The 16224-nt window shown below is 33.0% G+C and carries 16 protein-coding genes and 1 tRNA gene; 10 read left to right on the top strand and 7 right to left on the bottom strand.

Going from position 1 to position 16224, the window contains the following annotated elements; translation table 11 throughout:
• Window positions 1–144: 144 nt before the first annotated feature.
• A complete protein-coding gene (locus E0I26_RS08970) occupies window positions 145–2076 on the top strand; it encodes an amino acid permease (RefSeq protein WP_131916144.1) in 1932 nt (643 codons plus the stop codon).
• Window positions 2077–2297: 221 nt separating this feature from the next.
• Here the strand turns inward: E0I26_RS08970 and E0I26_RS08965 are convergent, their stop codons facing one another.
• Both E0I26_RS08965 and E0I26_RS08960 read right to left on the bottom strand, forming a co-directional pair.
• The gene (locus E0I26_RS08965) at window positions 2298–3149 is read right to left on the bottom strand and encodes a DMT family transporter (protein WP_131916143.1); all 852 of its coding nucleotides are present in this window, start codon (window positions 3147–3149) and stop codon (window positions 2298–2300) included.
• A 359-nt stretch (window positions 3150–3508) separates the two neighbouring features.
• Window positions 3509–3730 carry a dihydroxy-acid dehydratase domain-containing protein gene (locus E0I26_RS08960; RefSeq protein ID WP_262712054.1) on the bottom strand — a complete coding sequence of 74 codons (222 nt, stop codon included), beginning with the start codon at window positions 3728–3730 and terminating at the stop codon, window positions 3509–3511.
• A 107-nt stretch (window positions 3731–3837) separates the two neighbouring features.
• On the opposite strand from E0I26_RS08960, the gene E0I26_RS08955 reads away from it, so the two are divergent.
• From E0I26_RS08955 to E0I26_RS08920, 8 genes are all read left to right on the top strand, one after another.
• Window positions 3838–4866: a rod shape-determining protein gene (locus tag E0I26_RS08955; protein WP_131916142.1), complete on the top strand. Its 1029-nt coding sequence runs from the start codon at window positions 3838–3840 to the stop codon at window positions 4864–4866.
• Between the two features lie 318 nt (window positions 4867–5184).
• Window positions 5185–6480 (top strand): site-specific integrase, encoded by a 1296-nt coding sequence (locus tag E0I26_RS08950; protein ID WP_131916141.1) that lies wholly within the window; start codon window positions 5185–5187, stop codon window positions 6478–6480.
• A 68-nt stretch (window positions 6481–6548) separates the two neighbouring features.
• The gene (locus E0I26_RS08945) at window positions 6549–7376 is read left to right on the top strand and encodes a hypothetical protein (RefSeq protein ID WP_131916140.1); all 828 of its coding nucleotides are present in this window, start codon (window positions 6549–6551) and stop codon (window positions 7374–7376) included.
• A gap of 75 nt (window positions 7377–7451) precedes the next feature.
• Window positions 7452–7736: a helix-turn-helix domain-containing protein gene (locus tag E0I26_RS08940; protein ID WP_131916139.1), complete on the top strand. Its 285-nt coding sequence runs from the start codon at window positions 7452–7454 to the stop codon at window positions 7734–7736.
• A gap of 6 nt (window positions 7737–7742) precedes the next feature.
• The gene (locus E0I26_RS08935) at window positions 7743–9332 is read left to right on the top strand and encodes a DNA primase family protein (RefSeq protein ID WP_131916138.1); all 1590 of its coding nucleotides are present in this window, start codon (window positions 7743–7745) and stop codon (window positions 9330–9332) included.
• Between the two features lie 111 nt (window positions 9333–9443).
• On the top strand, window positions 9444–10523 hold the full coding sequence (locus tag E0I26_RS08930) for a DUF6371 domain-containing protein (RefSeq protein WP_131916137.1): 1080 nt from the start codon (window positions 9444–9446) through the stop codon (window positions 10521–10523).
• A gap of 29 nt (window positions 10524–10552) precedes the next feature.
• Window positions 10553–10855 carry a hypothetical protein gene (locus E0I26_RS08925; protein ID WP_131916136.1) on the top strand — a complete coding sequence of 101 codons (303 nt, stop codon included), beginning with the start codon at window positions 10553–10555 and terminating at the stop codon, window positions 10853–10855.
• Window positions 10856–10974: 119 nt separating this feature from the next.
• Window positions 10975–11493, top strand: a complete 519-nt coding sequence (locus E0I26_RS08920; protein ID WP_131916135.1) for a hypothetical protein — start codon at window positions 10975–10977, stop codon at window positions 11491–11493.
• 213 nt (window positions 11494–11706) lie between these two features.
• On the opposite strand, the gene E0I26_RS08915 is transcribed toward E0I26_RS08920, so the two are convergent.
• Window positions 11707–11780, bottom strand: a tRNA-Arg gene (locus E0I26_RS08915).
• 70 nt (window positions 11781–11850) lie between these two features.
• Between E0I26_RS08915 and E0I26_RS08910 the strand changes: the two genes are divergently transcribed.
• Window positions 11851–12363, top strand: coding sequence for an adenine phosphoribosyltransferase (locus tag E0I26_RS08910; protein WP_131916134.1), 513 nt, complete (start codon window positions 11851–11853; stop codon window positions 12361–12363).
• Here the strand turns inward: E0I26_RS08910 and E0I26_RS08905 are convergent.
• The 4 genes from E0I26_RS08905 to E0I26_RS08890 form a co-directional block, all read right to left on the bottom strand.
• Window positions 12360–12500, bottom strand: a complete 141-nt coding sequence (locus E0I26_RS08905) for an SsrA-binding protein (protein ID WP_091170625.1) — start codon at window positions 12498–12500, stop codon at window positions 12360–12362. The two genes, E0I26_RS08910 and E0I26_RS08905, sit on opposite strands and share 4 nt — an antisense overlap.
• Before the next feature lie 128 nt (window positions 12501–12628).
• Entirely contained in the window at window positions 12629–14356 is a 1728-nt protein-coding gene (locus tag E0I26_RS08900; protein WP_131916133.1) for a M56 family metallopeptidase, read from the bottom strand.
• A 44-nt stretch (window positions 14357–14400) separates the two neighbouring features.
• Window positions 14401–14769, bottom strand: a complete 369-nt coding sequence (locus E0I26_RS08895; RefSeq protein WP_099715255.1) for a BlaI/MecI/CopY family transcriptional regulator — start codon at window positions 14767–14769, stop codon at window positions 14401–14403.
• A 146-nt stretch (window positions 14770–14915) separates the two neighbouring features.
• Complete coding sequence (locus E0I26_RS08890) at window positions 14916–16133, bottom strand: MDR family MFS transporter (protein ID WP_131916132.1); 1218 nt, start codon at window positions 16131–16133, stop codon at window positions 14916–14918.
• Between the last annotated feature and the right edge of the window lie 91 nt (window positions 16134–16224).

Here is a 16224-nt window from a genome sequence, read left to right as displayed (position 1 = left end):
AAAAATAATATAAAAAAAAAGCTTGAGAAACTTTATTAGTTCAATTTGTTTTATACTTTTGATTTTTCAAGATAATCTGCATTATTTTTAAGATAAGAGCATATAATTTACAGTATATTAATTTTTAATGATAAAATTTACAATATGGCATTAAAGGGTTTATTCAGAAAGAAAACAGTACAAGATATTTTAAAACAGGTTGAAAAAAGGGATGCCGATGGACATAATGCTTTAGGTAAGCACTTGACAGCGCGTGATTTGACAGCTTTTGGTATTGCGGCAATTGTAGGAGCGGGTATTTTTAGTACCATTGGAAAAGCGAGTGCCGATGGAGGTCCTGCAGTTATCTTTCTATTCTTGTTTACTGCTATAGCGTGTAGTTTTGCTGCTTTTGCTTATGCTGAATTTGCTTCGATGGTTCCCGTTTCAGGAAGTGCTTACACGTATTCTTATGTTGCTTTTGGTGAAATTATAGCCTGGATTATTGGTTGGGCATTGATTATGGAATACTCAGTAGGTAATATAACGGTTGCCATATCGTGGAGTGATTATTTTACAAGTTTACTCGAAAGTGGTGGTCTTCATTTGCCAAAATGGGTTCAAATGGATTTTTTATCCGCCTCCAGAGGATTTGATGACGCTACTGCATTGATGCAAGGTGGAAAAGAATTTGTGAACTTGAGTCCTGCTTTGCAAGATGCTTATACCGCTTGGACGACTTCACCAGTTATTGGTTCGTTTCATTTTGTAGCAGATCTTCCCGCTTTATTGATTATTGTTTTAATTACTGCATTGATTTACCGTGGAATGAAAGAATCCCGAAATGCCAGTAATATCATGGTTGTGGTGAAATTATGTATCGTTCTTTTGGTTATTGCTGTAGGTGTTTTCTATGTAGATACCGCTAATTGGGATCCTTTTGCACCTAATGGTGTTACAGGAGTTTTAAAAGGAGTATCTGCAGTGTTTTTTGCATACATTGGGTTTGATGCTATTTCAACAACAGCCGAAGAGTGTAAAGATCCGCAACGTGATTTGCCAAGAGGAATGATGTGGGCTATTATTATATGTACCATTTTATATATTGCTATAGCATTGGTACTAACAGGAATGGTGAGTTATGACCTATTGAATGTAGGAGATCCATTAGCTTTTGTGTTTGAAAAATTAGACCTGAAATGGATGTCAGGAATTATTGCGGTTAGTGCGGTTGTGGCTATGGCAAGTGTTTTATTGGTTTTTCAAATGGGACAGCCTCGTATCTGGATGAGTATGAGTCGTGATGGATTACTTCCAAAACGTTTTTCAAAAGTACATCCAAAATATAAAACTCCTTCTTATGCGACAATTGTTACTGGTTTTGTAGTGGCGGTTCCAGCTTTGTTTTTGAACTTAACATTGGTTACAGATTTGTGTAGTATAGGAACGCTATTTGCTTTTGTATTGGTTTGTGCGGGAGTTTTGGCTTTGCAAAATAAGACTGATATTCCAAGAGGGAAATTCAAAACACCGTATGTAAATTCAAAATTTATTATGCCGGTTTTACTTCTTATCGGATTGGTATTTGCTTTTGGATACAATAAGAAAGCGACTATGGATTTTATTACTAATGAAACTCAAATCAATAATTCTGCGGATATAATTACATCTTTAAATAAAGAGGAAACCCAAAAAGTATACGACTATTTAGTACGTATCGATGCTAAAAACAGTACAGATGAAACGCCGGATTTAGAGCATTTGTTAAGTCAGTACCAACAAGATGATGCAAAATATGCTTCAGTAATTGCTGGTTTGCCAATTGCAGATTCTGTTAAATATGAAAGTGGCTTTGACTTGTTTAAGCATAAAATCCCAATGTGGATTTTTCTAATTGTTTTGGCTGGATTGATGGTTTGGTCTTACAAAGAAAATTTATCTTTAATCCCATTATTAGGTTTGATTTGCTGTTTGTATATGATGGCAGAGCTTAGCGTTTGGAACTGGATTTATTTTGGGATTTGGCTTTTAATTGGATTAGTAGTCTATTTTAGCTTTAGCCATAAAAACAGTAAGTTGAATACTATAGAAATTTAAAAAATTAATATACCATACAAGAAACCGTCTCGTTAAAAGAACTTGACGGTTTTTTTGTACTGTTTAGTCAAGTCTTTAAAAAGAGGTAGTAAGCCCAAAGGTATCTCATTAGACTCAAGAAACGAATTGATTTTTTAACTGTTTGATAGGTTTATAGTAGCCCGAAAGAAGGTTTAATGAATGTGATTACAGTTTAGTAGTAAGTTCGTAAATCTTATTTTTTAGTGTTGTGAAAGCACGATTAAGACAATCGCTATTAAAGCCAGAAAAAGACCTATAAAATTCATTTTACTCAGTTTTTCTTTAAAAATTAAAGTACCCACAAGACTGCCTAAAATAATCACTCCCATATTCATGCCTGCAAAAACGGTTGAGGGGCTTTTTGAAAATTCCTGATGTGCTTTAAGGTAGAAAAGAATATTTCCAAAATTGAAAATACCGACTAAACCGCCAAAAAGAATGTTATGGATATTTAATGTTGCTTTTTTTAAAATCACTTCATAAGCAACCACAGTAATCATTATAGCCATTGCTATTCCCAAGATGACAAATAATGAAGTGGTATAAGGCAGACTAGTATAAGTGGCAATTTGTTTGAAGAGAATGTCTATAACTCCAAAGCCTATCAAAACTACTGCTGGATAACCCCATTTGTTTTTAGTGTTTTCGGTGTTTTTAGTGAGAATAAACAAGAGTGCCGGGATTGCCAATACGAAAGCCGAAATTTTCAGCATACTGAATTGTTCTTTGAATAGTAGCCAAGCCGCAAGAATAGGAATGAATAATGAGAGTCTTTGGGCAGCGTCTGTTTTTACAATTCCCATATGTTTAATGGATGCAGCCAAAAAAAGAAAAATGGAAGGTAATAAAATACCAATGGTTATATAAAGCCACCATGGCGCTGTAGTTTTAACTGTATTTAAATCTGGGCTGAATGACAGATAGCAAAGTATACATGCAAACACATAATTCCAAGTGACTATTTGGGTGTGGCTGATGGTATATTTACGGGCGACTTTAAATATCACGCCCACGGTTACACTGCAAATAATACTTAAGATTAGAAATAACATAGATTTATATATTTATGCTGTAAAATTACTGTTTATATGTTTGGATTATATATCCTTCATCTGAAAAAGGAATCGTATTTGTTTTTTGGTTTACTTTTTTTTAAATTGGCAGTACTAACTGGAGTAAGGGTACTGGGGTATAAGCATAAAAAAAAACCAACTTTTGTTGGGGTTTTGTGACTCTGTCGGGACAATTTTCGAACCTTTTTTTAGATGATTTGAGAAAATTGAGTAGAACGTACTATTGAATTAGGATTGCTAGATTGTAAATTATTTTGATTCGAATATCTCTAAAGCATATACAATGAATAAATTTCGGTGATTCTAATAAAAACTCAATAATGGTTTCGGCCTTTACGTCATCTCTGCACAAATAGGTTATATCTGACACGAAAGAGCAAGTTGAAAAGCTTCGTGATGTGCCTCATCTGTCGCACATCCTTCAGACTCTGTACTTTTGCTTGAGGTATAATCCATCTTCTTCGGCGCTCTTCGATCACCTCGCTAGATACATTTAGATTAAACGTATTATTCAGTGCATCGATCTCAATCTGATCGTTATTTTCCACTAATGCGATCAACCCGCCTTCGATATAAAGCAAAATTAGGACTTTAATCGCGATATTCGAATTTTCATCTTTGTAGAGAATAAAACAGCAACAATAACGTTCTTAAACAAAACTATATTATGGGCTTATTTGATTTTATGATAGTGGAAATAGCTATGGATTTAGGGACAGCTAATACTTTAATAATTTATGACGGAAAAATAGTAGTGGATAGTCCATCTATGGTGGCCAGAGATATTAGAAATGGGAAAATTATTGCTGTAGGTAATGAGGCCAGTTTGATGCAGGGTAAGACACACGAGAATATTAAAACAATCCGGCCGTTAAAAGACGGGGTTATTGCTGATTTTGATGCCTCAGAGAAAATGATCAGCTGGTTTATAAAAAATATACCTGAATTAAAGAAAAATTTTTTCACTCCCGCACTGCGAATGGTTGTATGTATTCCCAGTGGTATTACCGAGGTGGAAATGAGAGCCGTAAAGGAGTCCTGCGAACGTGTAAACGGGAAAGAAGTGTATTTAATTCATGAGCCTATGGCTGCTGCTATTGGAATTGGTTTAGATGTGATGCAGCCTAAGGGACATATCATCGTTGATATTGGAGGCGGGACTACGGAAATTGCGGTTATTGCCCTCGGAGGAATAGTTTGTGACAAATCCATAAAAATTGCTGGGGATGTTTTTACCAATGATATATTGTTTTATATGAGAACGCAGCATAATTTGTATGTTGGAGATGCTTCTGCTGAGAGAATAAAAATTGATGTTGGCGCTGCAATGGAAGAACTTGAGGAGGCTCCTGATGACATAACGGTTCGTGGAAGGGATCTGCTTACCGGGAAACCTAAGGAGGTCAGGATTGCCTTTAGAGAAATTGCAAGAGCTTTGGATAAATCAATACAGAGAATTGAAGACGCTATTATGGTAACGCTTTCATTGACACCACCAGAACTGGCTGCGGACATTTATAATACGGGTTTGTATCTCGCAGGAGGTGGGGCATTGCTACGCGGTCTTGATAAAAGGATTTCGCAGAAGACGGATTTGCCAGTCTTTATCGCAGAAGATCCTTTAAGAGCCGTGGTTAGAGGTACTGGTACTGTCTTAAAAAACATACCTAAATATAAAAGGGTACTGATAAAATAAGTTCGTTATTGCATCCGTACAATTGAGCTTCCTGATCCAACAAAAGTTTGTTGAATATACTGAAAAAGACATAAAAAAATCCCATTTCGCTAGAAATGGGATTTTAGTTTTGTGACCTTGACTGAACTACAAAGATTGCAATCATTTAAAATCAATTGCATTTTGATTATTGAAAAAACACCAATAAATACAATGCTTACAGCGATTTTATAAAAATAAATTTGTTCAATAGATTGTTTTAAAATGTAACTAATTGCATTTAATCGTACGGTTATCGTACAAATTTACTATTTTTGTATTGTTCAAAATATCAATACTATGGCAACAGTTAATTTTTTATACCGTTCAACAAAAGACAAAGCAAATTTGCAAGTAAGATTACTTTACCGTTTCAATGATAATGATTTTGTTTTTGGTGCAAATACAAAGTTTGAAACTACAAAAGACTATTGGAGCAAAGACCATAAAAAAAAGTCAAGGGATATAATTATAACCAATGAACAGACCCGAGTTAATACGGAACTCAATAAAATTGAAAACCACGTTTTAAACTCTTTCAATGCGTTCAGTCCTGATGCAATAAATAAAGAATGGCTACAAACCGAAATTGACCATTACTACAACCCACCACAGGAAGCCGAACCACTACCAAAAGGACTTTTAAAATACTTTGATTATTTTATTGAATGCAAAAAAAATGAAATTACAAACGGTACATTAAAAAAGTATAATGTTTCTAAACACTTATTGCAACGGTACGAACAGGAGAAAAAAACAGCAATTCAAATAATTGATGTAAATGACAAATTCAGATTAGATTTTGAAAAATATTGTTTAAAGCATAATTACGCACCAAACACAATTTCAAAGGATTTAAGGACTTTAAAAACCGTTTGCAACCATGCCAAACATAACGGGATAAAAACAAGCCACCAACTTGAAACAATTAAAACCCCGAACTATAAAACAGAAAAAATTTATTTAACCTTTGAGGAACTTTTAAAGATTGAAGAAATTGACAAAAGGCGGTTAAATGATAATTATGACAATGCAAAAGACTGGTTAATTATTTCATGCTATACAGGGCAAAGAATTTCAGATTTTATGCGTTTTACAAAAGATATGATACGTTATGAGAAAAACAAAGACGGGGTTTTAAAGCCGTTTATTGAGTTTACTCAAGTTAAGACTGATAAAATTATGACCGTTGCATTACACCCGAAAGTTATTGAGATACTGGAGAAAAGAAACGGTAATTTCCCAAAGGTAATTTCAGACCCGAAATATAATTTGTACATAAAGCAAGTTTGCAGAATTGCCAAAATTACCGAAAAGATAAAAGGCAGTAAATTAAATGACCTTAATAAAGATGAAGACAAAAAGAAAAGTAAAAAAGAGGACGTTAAACAGTATCGTAAAGAATCGGGAATGTTCCCTAAATGGGAATTGATAACCTCGCATATCGGAAGACGTTCATTTGCAACTAATTTTTACGGAACAATCCCAACAACCTATTTAATGAATGTAACAGGGCATAGCACCGAAGCAATGTTTTTAAATTATTTAGGTAAAAGTAACAAGGATTTAGCAATGGGAATAACGAGTTACTTTTAACAAAAATAAAAGTTTTATTTTAGGTGCATATTTTACACTTTTTACACGAATACATAAATTAAAAAAAAATGGGATTTAATATTTACGGTTGTCCACATACAAAAGATACTAATGTTATTAAATTGGAAAACAAAACCTATTTAGGCATTTGGATTAACAATTTAAACTTTGAAAATTATACAAATTCAATTTTTTATTATGATTTAGAAATTAATAAAAATGGTGAATACAGTTATATTATTAATGAATTAAAAGTTTTAGAATATTATAAAAAATGGATTGAAAATGTTTTTGAATTTCGTCAAATTAGTAAACACGAAATTGAAAGCTACAAAAAACATATAGAGGAAGAAGATATAATTTTTAATAATAGTAGGTTGGTTAATTTTGTTGATGATTTTAAAGGGAATAAACGAGATATTAGCACAATTAGAAGATTAAAGAGTGTAATGATTTTAATAAACAGGACTACGGAACACGAAAGAGTTTATTTGTTGTGTTTAATGTATTTGGACGTTTTAAAAATAAAATACTTTTTAGAAAATCAACTTTCTAAATTTATGCCAAAAACTAAACAATCCGACAACAATGAGGTTTTTAAAAATGAGTTTGACGATATTTTTAAAAATGATATTGGGTTTACAATATTTACTAAAATGTTTGAAATTCATAAAGACAATAAAAATACACTCGCAAATTTTAGCTTTTTATTTTATGCAATGGAAAAAGATTTTTTAGTTTGTACTGGAACTGAATTTTTTAAGTTTTTGAGGGAAGAAAAATACAATATAGAAATTGAAAAAATAGACAGCCGACAAAGTGGAAAGAATAATAAAACAAAGTTGTACAATTCAATAAAAGAGAGGTATCAACCAAATACGATAAAAGCACAATAAAAGCACAAAAACGTGCCGTTAAAACATTGTAAATCAGTGCAATTTTGCCCTATCAATATTAAATGATACGGCATTATGACAACATCAACAATCCTACAAAGCGTAAGTACTGACCAATTAACGGAACTACTTACAAACGTCTTCAAAACCCAATTGGAAGACTTCAAAAAAGAGTTTACTACTCAAACCGAAAACGAAACCCTGATGACAAGGGAACAGGTTTTGGAACTATTACAAATAAACGCTTCAACTTTGTGGCATTGGCAGAATAAAGGACGTATTACCGTCTATAAATTTGCTAACAAGTGTTATTATAAGCGTTCCGAGTTGATGGCTACAATCACACCATTAAATAAATAAGGGGTTATGAGTAGTAGCACCCAAACCCCCGTAAAATCTTTATCAAAAACCAAAGACAAAGATAATCTAAAAGACCTAATTATTAAAAATACTAATCAATTAACTGATAATATTGAAGTAGTTAAAAACTCTAATGATGATATTTTACAGGAACTTATAAAAAGTATCGGAATAATAGATTTTCAATTATTGGCGTTTCCTGATAGTGAAGACGTTCAAAAACAATACAAAGTATTAGAATCAATTCTTTTAAAAAGTGGTGAATTGTCCGAAAGTCAACAAGCTGAGTTTGATAAACTGGCTAAAAAGTTAAAAACTTTCAAACTCACAAAAAATCATTATCTAATCCTTTGTATTGAGCAACTTTTAAAAATTGCCACAGTAAATAAATGGGGTTTATGCAAAAAGAACGGCTTTATTTATTTGTATAATGGTTGTTACTGGAATGAAATAGACAAAGAACGTTTTCAATTCTTTTTGGGTAATGTAGCGTTACAAATGGGAGTTGAAAAATTCAAAGGTAAAATTCACACGTTCAAAGAAGATCTTTTTAAACAATTTATGGCAGATGCTTATTTGCCAACACCTAAAGGAAAATTGAACTGTATTTTAATCAATTTGGTGAATGGTACATTTGAAATAACACCAAACAATAGAGGTTTACGGAACTTTGAGCAAAAAGATTTTATTACCCACCAATTGCCCTTTGAATATGACCAAGAAGCAACCGCCCCGCTATTTCAAAAGTATTTGGATGAGGTTTTGCCCGACAAAGACAAACAAAGAATATTTGCAGAATATTGCGGTTACATTTTTATCAAACCAAGTGTATTAAAACTTGAAAAAATGTTAATCCTTTTCGGAACTGGAGCAAACGGCAAAAGTGTATTTTTTGAGATACTTAACGCCCTTTTGGGAACTGAAAACATAAGCAACTATTCATTACAAAGTCTTACTAATGATAACGGTTATTTTCGTGCCAAAATAGGCAATAAGCTAGTGAATTATGCAAGTGAAATAAACGGCAAACTTGAAACCGATATTTTTAAACAAATGGCAAGTGGCGAACCTATTGAGGCACGTTTACCTTATGGCGAACCTTTCATATTGACTGAATACGCAAAGTTAATATTCAACTGTAACGAATTGCCAAAGGATGTAGAACACACGAACGCCTATTTTAGACGGTTTATGATTATTGGTTTTGATGTTACTATTCCCGAAGACAAACAGGACAAACAACTGCCAAACAAAATAATACAAAACGAACTTTCGGGAGTATTCAACTGGATTTTGCAAGGACTTGACAGGGTAATGGAGCAAAAAAAATTCAGTAAATGCGAAGCCGTTGACAATGCCCGAAGCGATTACGAAAAGCAAAGTGATAGTGTTCAGTTATTCATTACTGAAATGGAATATAAAACCTCAACTACTGACTATATTTTAATTTCGGAATTGTACCCAAGGTATAAAACATTTTGTATTGAAGACGGTTACAGACCCGTAGGGAAGACCAAGTTTATACAACGATTGAATCATTATAAAATATTTGTCAATCGTATTAACGTGGGTAATGTAGCTTATTTATCTAATTAACGCAAAAAAAAGATTGTTTTTTGAGGTGCATATTTTACACTTCTTACACTACTGCAAAAATCAAAAGTGTAAAACGTGTAAAATGTGAACTCAAAACAAAACATTTATTTTATGGAACAATATAAATACACCCTCGATAAAAGCAGTAAAAAACATATTTGCCCCGCTTGTAACAAACGTGCTTTTGTTTTGTATGTGGACAATGAAATGGGCGATCATTTAACTGATGACTTTGGACGTTGTGACCGCTCGACAAATTGCGGTTATCACAAAGCACCACCAAAGGGTAAAAAAGTTTTTAATATTCCTTTTTTGTCTTTGAAAAGTATTTCAGATAAAGCATACAAATTGACTGATGAAAACGGAATTATTTCGATAGTGCCAAACTCACAAATACTGGAGCAAACAAAAAATGATTGCTGGATTTCGGAATGGTTTTTAAAAAATAGTCTTATTCCATATTTAGCAAACGAAAGTAAATATTTTAATACTGATGAAATAGGTTTTGTAAATGTAATTACAGCCAAAGAACCACCGCCCAAGATTGCCCCGAGTTTTCACAGTTTGGAATTATTAGACAATATGTATTTTGAAAAGCCACATATTGACAATTTAACCGAGTTTCTAAAAATCCATTTTTCAAAAGATGAGGTTTTCAAAGCAACGCAAAATTATTTCATTACAGGAACAAACCATTTTTGGAGCAACTCAACAGCGTTTTGGCAAATTGATGACAAAGAAAAAATTCACGCTTGTAAGATTATGCAATACGATAGGCATACGGGCAAAAGAATAAAAAAGCCTTACAATCACATTAACTGGCTACATAATGCAATCAAAGAGCCTGATTTTAATCTTTGCCAATGTTTGTTTGGGTTGCACCGAGTTAATGAAGACTATCAAAAGACCGTTGCAATTGTGGAAAGTGAAAAGACAGCAATAATAATGAGCCTTTTTATTCCTGATTACATTTGGATAGCCACAGGAAGCAAACAAAATTTAAAGTTTGAGTTATTGAAACCTATCAAAAAAAGAAACATTGTTTTGTTTCCTGACAAAGGCGAATATTTCAACTGGTTAAACAAAGCCACCGAGTTAAACGCAATAGGTTTTAAAATTGCAGTTAGTGAATTGATTGAGCAAACCGATTTTGAAAACGGTTTTGATTTAGCAGATTATTATCTAAAGTAGATAAAAGTAGAACCTTAAAATTATAATAAATGACAAAAAGAATTAAAACAGGCGGGCGAACCGTTGGGACGGTAAACAAAACCACAGCAGAAACAAAAGAACTACTTCAAAAGATAGTTGGTAATGAATTGGACAATATAAGCGATTTACTGGACAAATTAGAACCCAAAGATCGTTTTGATGCAGTCATTAAGTTACTGCCTTACTTAATACCAAAGCAAAATTATATCGAGATTGAAACCGAAATAAAACAAAAACCGATAGACCTTAGTTTAATGACTACAGCCGAATTAATAGAAAGGGCAAAAGCAATTAACAAATTAGATGAATAAAAATAACAATTTAAAATTGAAAAAATGACAGAAAAGAGAAAAACCCCTTTACCGTGGAGGGACAGATTAAAAGCAATTAAAACTAAGCAATTATTATCAACACTTAAACCATTAAAAAAATGAAAAAAAGAATATTATTAAATGAGAATGAGTTTACAGCTAATCAATACATTGGAATAGCAGAAAGACAGCACGAAAACTGGAACAAATTAGAAAGCCTATTGGTAAAAATGGGATTAGATGCAAAGAATATTGAAAGTATTGACCAACTGAATGAAAAGTTAAAAGATAAATTTCAATTCCCGAACGCATCAAAAGAGTTTAATCTTGAATCATTAGGATTTACAGCCTACTACAACCAAGCCACCAAAATATTAAATACCAACGATTGGAGCAAAGAAAAGCCAACGTCTGAAAGTATTGAAGCGATTAAAGAAAAGCACCGTATCTACACCAATTCAGATAAGCAAATTGAAGCCTATGAACTATGCCAACGGATGTTTAAGGATATTGCAAGGGCAAAAGAACTTGGATTAATAGTGGACTACCATTTATTTGATTTTTCAGAAAATTGCCGTGTGTATGGTTATCGTATCAAAAATGATATTCTTGGAAATATGATAATGAAAGTAGAGTAAAGATGTTTTTTAATAAATTGAAACCGTTCAGAAATGAGCGGTTTTTTTGTTTAGTGCAAAAAGTGTAAAATATGCACTCTAAACAAAACATTTATTTTTGTTGAAAAGGTACTTTTTAAAGGAACTTCCAAGCCACAATACAAAAATCGTACAAGTTAAGAAATAAAAAATCCTTAAACGACTGATTAACAGTGTGTTTAAGGATTTTTAGAGTGACCTTGACTGGATTCAAACCAGTAACCTCTTGAGCCGTAATCAAGTGCGCTATTCAGTTGCGCCACAAGGCCTTTATGCGGGTGCAAATATAGGAATAAATATGTAAATTGCAAGACTAATTTTAGATAAAAATTAAAAAATATGCCACTAGAAAAGTATATACGTGATATTCAGGGATTTCCAAAAGAAGGAATTTTGTTTAAAGACATCACTCCCTTGCTAATTGATCCCGAAGCAAGGAAAAAATGCTTGAATATATTGGTTTCATCCCTTGCAGATAAAAGAATAGACAAGGTAATAGGAGTGGAGAGTCGAGGGTTTTTCTTTGGGATGCTGATTGCACAGGAATTAAATGTTGGTTTTATTCCGGTTCGAAAGCCTAACAAGTTGCCTTACGAAACCATTTCTGCAACGTATGATTTGGAATATGGAACGGATACTTTAGAAATTCACACCGATGCGATTCAAAAAGGAGACCGAATTCTGATTCACGATGATGTTTTGGCAACCGGAGGAACAGCCAAAGCGGTTTGCGAATTGGTGGAACGGTTGGGTGGCGAAATCGTGCAATGCAATTTCCTGATGGAATTAGCTTTCTTAAATGGAAGAGCAAAAATCAAAGGAAATGAAATTTTTGCTGCGATTACGTATTAATCTAATGCACGTGTGGTTACGTAATATCTAAAACCAATAATTGCCATTTGCCATTTCTTGGCTTTAGCCAAATCCAATCGCTGCTTGGTGAAACTAGGTAAAATGACTTTGTTGATTTGTGCCAGGATTTTATACATAAGGTGTTGTTTTGGACAAAGATATAAAAAAAGACGGTCTTGATAGACCGTCTTTATTGGATTTATATTTTTGCGGATTTGAAGTTCCACTCCTTGTTCTTTTTTAAAGCTAAATTTGCGGATTTTTTCTAGTTTGCTTTCATAATTGCTGTTTGGGTATCTTTTAACGCTTGTTTTCTATCTCGTAATGCTTGCTTTCTATCTTCTATTGCTTGTTTTCTATCTTCTATTACTTGTTTTCTATCTTCTATTGCTTGAATTCTATCCCTTTTTGCTTGTTCAATATCTTTTTTTGCTTGAATTCTGTCTAGTTTTGCTTGTTCGATGTCGCGTTTTACTTGTGTTGCATCGTCTTCGGTATTCAATTCCACAGTTTGTGGGTCAGAATCTGAAACTATTTCTGTTTTTACTTCCTTTTTATCGTTGACGATAGTAATTTGTTTGTGGATTGTTTTACCCCCTTTTTTATAAGTAAGGTTTGTTGCTGCTGTTGTTTTTGGTAATACAGGCATTTTAACCGCTGGAACAGGTATTTTACTGTGATTAGGAGGCGTTGGAGTCGTTGGTGGTTTAGGAGCCTTAATATCTGAAACAAAATCTTCATTTTTGATGATGCCTTCTTCTGTGTCAGAAATAGGAGCAGCATAGCCTCTTGGAGCGTTATTTATTTCATCTATATTGACATCTTTGAAGCTTACGCTATTTTGGCCTAATTTATTTTTTTTAAAACTTAATTCAAAGGCTTTTATTGGTAAATCTCCTTTGATTTCATGAGTAGTTTTTTGATCAATATTATTGTTACAAGATATAGAAATGGCAATTATTTTATTGTTTTCATCTCTTTTTATGGCGTAGAATTTAACATCTATATTTTTCTCTTTTTTAATTTTTTTTGAAAAATATTCAAAAGCATCATCTTTAAAATCATTTTCAATTATGATTCCTAACATGTCATAGTTTTTCGGGCTATCTGATATAGTCCCTGCTTTCTCCTGCGCCACAACTTTCACTTGAAAATAAAGCATAAATGCCACTAATACTGGAACTACCAAGGCGTACTTCCAAGAATTTCTTTTGTTTGATTGATTTTTGTTTAACATAACGATTCGTTTTTTGATTAAGGATTGATAAAAATGATTGGTAATGGCAACACAATTCTCATGCGTTGTTATTTTTAAAAGCGTGAATTGATATGCTTTTTTGTCGGATATCTTTTTTGTGGCTTCGTTGTCGGCTATGAATTCCAAGTTTTGTAGAATCGCTTTTTTATACAACCAAATTAACGGATTGAACCAAAAAAGGATGCAAAATAGTCTTGAAATCAATACGTCAACGGTATGATTTTGCTCGCTATGCACTTTTTCATGTTCCAAAATATTTTCTAATTCGGAGCTGCTGTATAATGACGAATTGTAAACGATAATATTAAAATAAGAAAATGGGGCAACGTTTTCAGTTGTATCAATAAATTTAAAATCTGCTTGATTTTGAATAGTTTTACCTTTCAAAACGGTATTTAAGCTATAAAAATCAAAAGCAAATTTGATCAGAAATAAAACTATTCCAATTCCGTATGCAATTCCAAAAATTAAATACCAATTGATCTCAAAAGCTTCATTTGTGATACTTGTTGTTACTGGAATCCTAGACCAGTCAATGTTTTTAGAACTTGATGCTACCACTATTATTTTGGTATAAACGACTAACGGCAAAACTACAGAAGTGAATAAACCCAATAACAGAAACCAACGATTACTTGTGAAAAAGGTTTCTTTTCGCAACATAAAATAATAAGCCAAATAAAACAGTGCGATTAATCCGCTGGATTTGATGAGGTAAATGTATAGTGCTTCCATAACGATTCTTGATTTTATTCTGGAGTTGTTTTTTTAAAGAAGGATTATTTTTCTTCTTTTTGGGTTTCAATCATTGCCAAAATCTCACGTAATTCGGCTGCAGAAATTTTCTCTTCTTTGGCAAAATGGGAGACCATATTTTTATAGGAACTGTTAAAATAATTATCGATTGCCGTATTCATGAAGCGTTTTCTATAGTCTTCTAAACTCACGATAGGATAGTATTGGTGTGTGTTTCCAAAAGCATTGTGCGACACAAAACCTTTTTCTTCCAGATTGCGCACAATAGTAGAAAGCGTGTTATAATGGGGTTGCTCTTCTGTGATTTCTGCCATGACTTCTTTTACGAATGCTTTTTTGAGCTTCCATAAAATGTGCATGATTTCTTCTTCTTTGTTCGTCAGTTTTTGCATGATTTTTTTATTTGAATCAAACTTACAACTATATTTTTAGTTACACAACTAAAAACATAGTTAATTAACTAAAAAAACAGGTTTCATGCTAAAATCAAATTTGTTTTAGTACAAAAACAGCAAAATCAAACAAGTAAATTGAAGAACTATTTGTTTTCCTGTTTGATTAATTTTTGCAGCCAAATACAACCGACTACCGAGAGAATTCCTAAACTTCCCATGACAAACCAATTGGTTTGGTAGCCAAAGGCAGCAATGATTTCCAGTCCGGTTTTGGAACTTGCAATGTGCGCCAAGCTGAAACTCATCGTAAACAAAGCCATGTAGCGGCCTTCATGCCCTTTTGGTGCACGGCTTAAAGCGAAAGAATTGGAAAAAGGGAAGATGAACATTTCTCCAAAAGTGATAAAAAGAATACTGACAATTAATATTCCCGCCCAAATATTGATCATTAAAACGTAGAAACTAATGGACATTAACAGCGAACCCCAAAGAATAATTTTGAGTTTATCGATGTTTTTTCTTTGGCTAATGCTCACAATTGGCATTTCCAGGAAGAAAATCAAAAGTCCATTTAAGGATAATAAAAGTCCGCTTTGAAATTCAGTCAGCCCAAATTTTTCATTGTGATACAAGGGTAAAGTGGTGAAAAGTTGAAAGAAAAGCATTGCCGTTATAAAACAGATAAAGAGAAAAATCCAGAATATCTTGTCTTTGAAAACAGAAGCAGGTATTTCAGTTTCACTATTTGCCGTATTCAAATCAGCTGGTTTTTTACGTTCTTTTACCAATAAGGTGAAAATCAAAATAGATACAATGCAAGAGCTTCCATCTACCCAAAATAATCCGCTGTAGCCCAAATTCATGATGATTAAACCTCCTAAAGCCGGTCCGGCAGTAAACCCTAAATTCACTGCTAATCGAACTAAAGTCAATGCTCTGGTACGGTTTTCAGGTTTTGCATACGTTCCCAGAGATACAAACATAGCGGGACGAAACATATCAGCAACGGTCATTATGAAGAACATTGCAAAACACAATCCCCAAAAAGTTCGTATGTATTGTACTAAAAACAGTAATATTCCGCTGGTGAATAAGCTGAAAACCATGATTCTGTAAAAACCTATTTTATCGGATAATTTGCCACCAAGCCAAGATCCTAACATAGAACCAAAACCAAAAGCAACCATAATCCATCCTACTTGAGCATAAGAAAAGCTTAAATCTTCTTTCAGATATTTGGATAAAAAAGGCAAAACCATCGTACCGGCACGATTGATAAAAGTAATCAGCGTAAGAATCCAAACTTCTCTTGTAAATCCTCTGAAATTATTTATGTAGCGTTGAAAAGCAGTTTTGAGCATATCTAAAGTTATAATTTCACAAAGGTAGAAAACTTTGTACCGATGCGTCTTTGTGTCCTAGTAACTTTTAAACTATTTTTGCATAAAAATC

Source organism: Flavobacterium rhamnosiphilum, assembly GCF_004349195.1.
Lineage (GTDB): Bacteria > Bacteroidota > Bacteroidia > Flavobacteriales > Flavobacteriaceae > Flavobacterium > Flavobacterium rhamnosiphilum.
The sequence above is the reverse complement of the archived record's forward strand: the minus strand, read 5'-3'. Positions and strand labels throughout refer to the sequence as shown.

Coding starts and splice junctions, on each gene's coding strand:
- E0I26_RS08900 (WP_131916133.1), bottom strand. CDS start 14,356: ATGGAAGCACTATACATTTACCTCATCAAATCCAGCGGATTAATCGCA.
- E0I26_RS08910 (WP_131916134.1), top strand. CDS start 11,851: ATGCCACTAGAAAAGTATATACGTGATATTCAGGGATTTCCAAAAGAA.
- E0I26_RS08940 (WP_131916139.1), top strand. CDS start 7,452: ATGACAACATCAACAATCCTACAAAGCGTAAGTACTGACCAATTAACG.
- E0I26_RS08950 (WP_131916141.1), top strand. CDS start 5,185: ATGGCAACAGTTAATTTTTTATACCGTTCAACAAAAGACAAAGCAAAT.
- E0I26_RS08905 (WP_091170625.1), bottom strand. CDS start 12,500: ATGTATAAAATCCTGGCACAAATCAACAAAGTCATTTTACCTAGTTTC.
- E0I26_RS08945 (WP_131916140.1), top strand. CDS start 6,549: ATGGGATTTAATATTTACGGTTGTCCACATACAAAAGATACTAATGTT.
- E0I26_RS08930 (WP_131916137.1), top strand. CDS start 9,444: ATGGAACAATATAAATACACCCTCGATAAAAGCAGTAAAAAACATATT.
- E0I26_RS08965 (WP_131916143.1), bottom strand. CDS start 3,149: ATGTTATTTCTAATCTTAAGTATTATTTGCAGTGTAACCGTGGGCGTG.
- E0I26_RS08970 (WP_131916144.1), top strand. CDS start 145: ATGGCATTAAAGGGTTTATTCAGAAAGAAAACAGTACAAGATATTTTA.
- E0I26_RS08935 (WP_131916138.1), top strand. CDS start 7,743: ATGAGTAGTAGCACCCAAACCCCCGTAAAATCTTTATCAAAAACCAAA.
- E0I26_RS08895 (WP_099715255.1), bottom strand. CDS start 14,769: ATGCAAAAACTGACGAACAAAGAAGAAGAAATCATGCACATTTTATGG.
- E0I26_RS08890 (WP_131916132.1), bottom strand. CDS start 16,133: ATGCTCAAAACTGCTTTTCAACGCTACATAAATAATTTCAGAGGATTT.
- E0I26_RS08920 (WP_131916135.1), top strand. CDS start 10,975: ATGAAAAAAAGAATATTATTAAATGAGAATGAGTTTACAGCTAATCAA.
- E0I26_RS08925 (WP_131916136.1), top strand. CDS start 10,553: ATGACAAAAAGAATTAAAACAGGCGGGCGAACCGTTGGGACGGTAAAC.
- E0I26_RS08955 (WP_131916142.1), top strand. CDS start 3,838: ATGGGCTTATTTGATTTTATGATAGTGGAAATAGCTATGGATTTAGGG.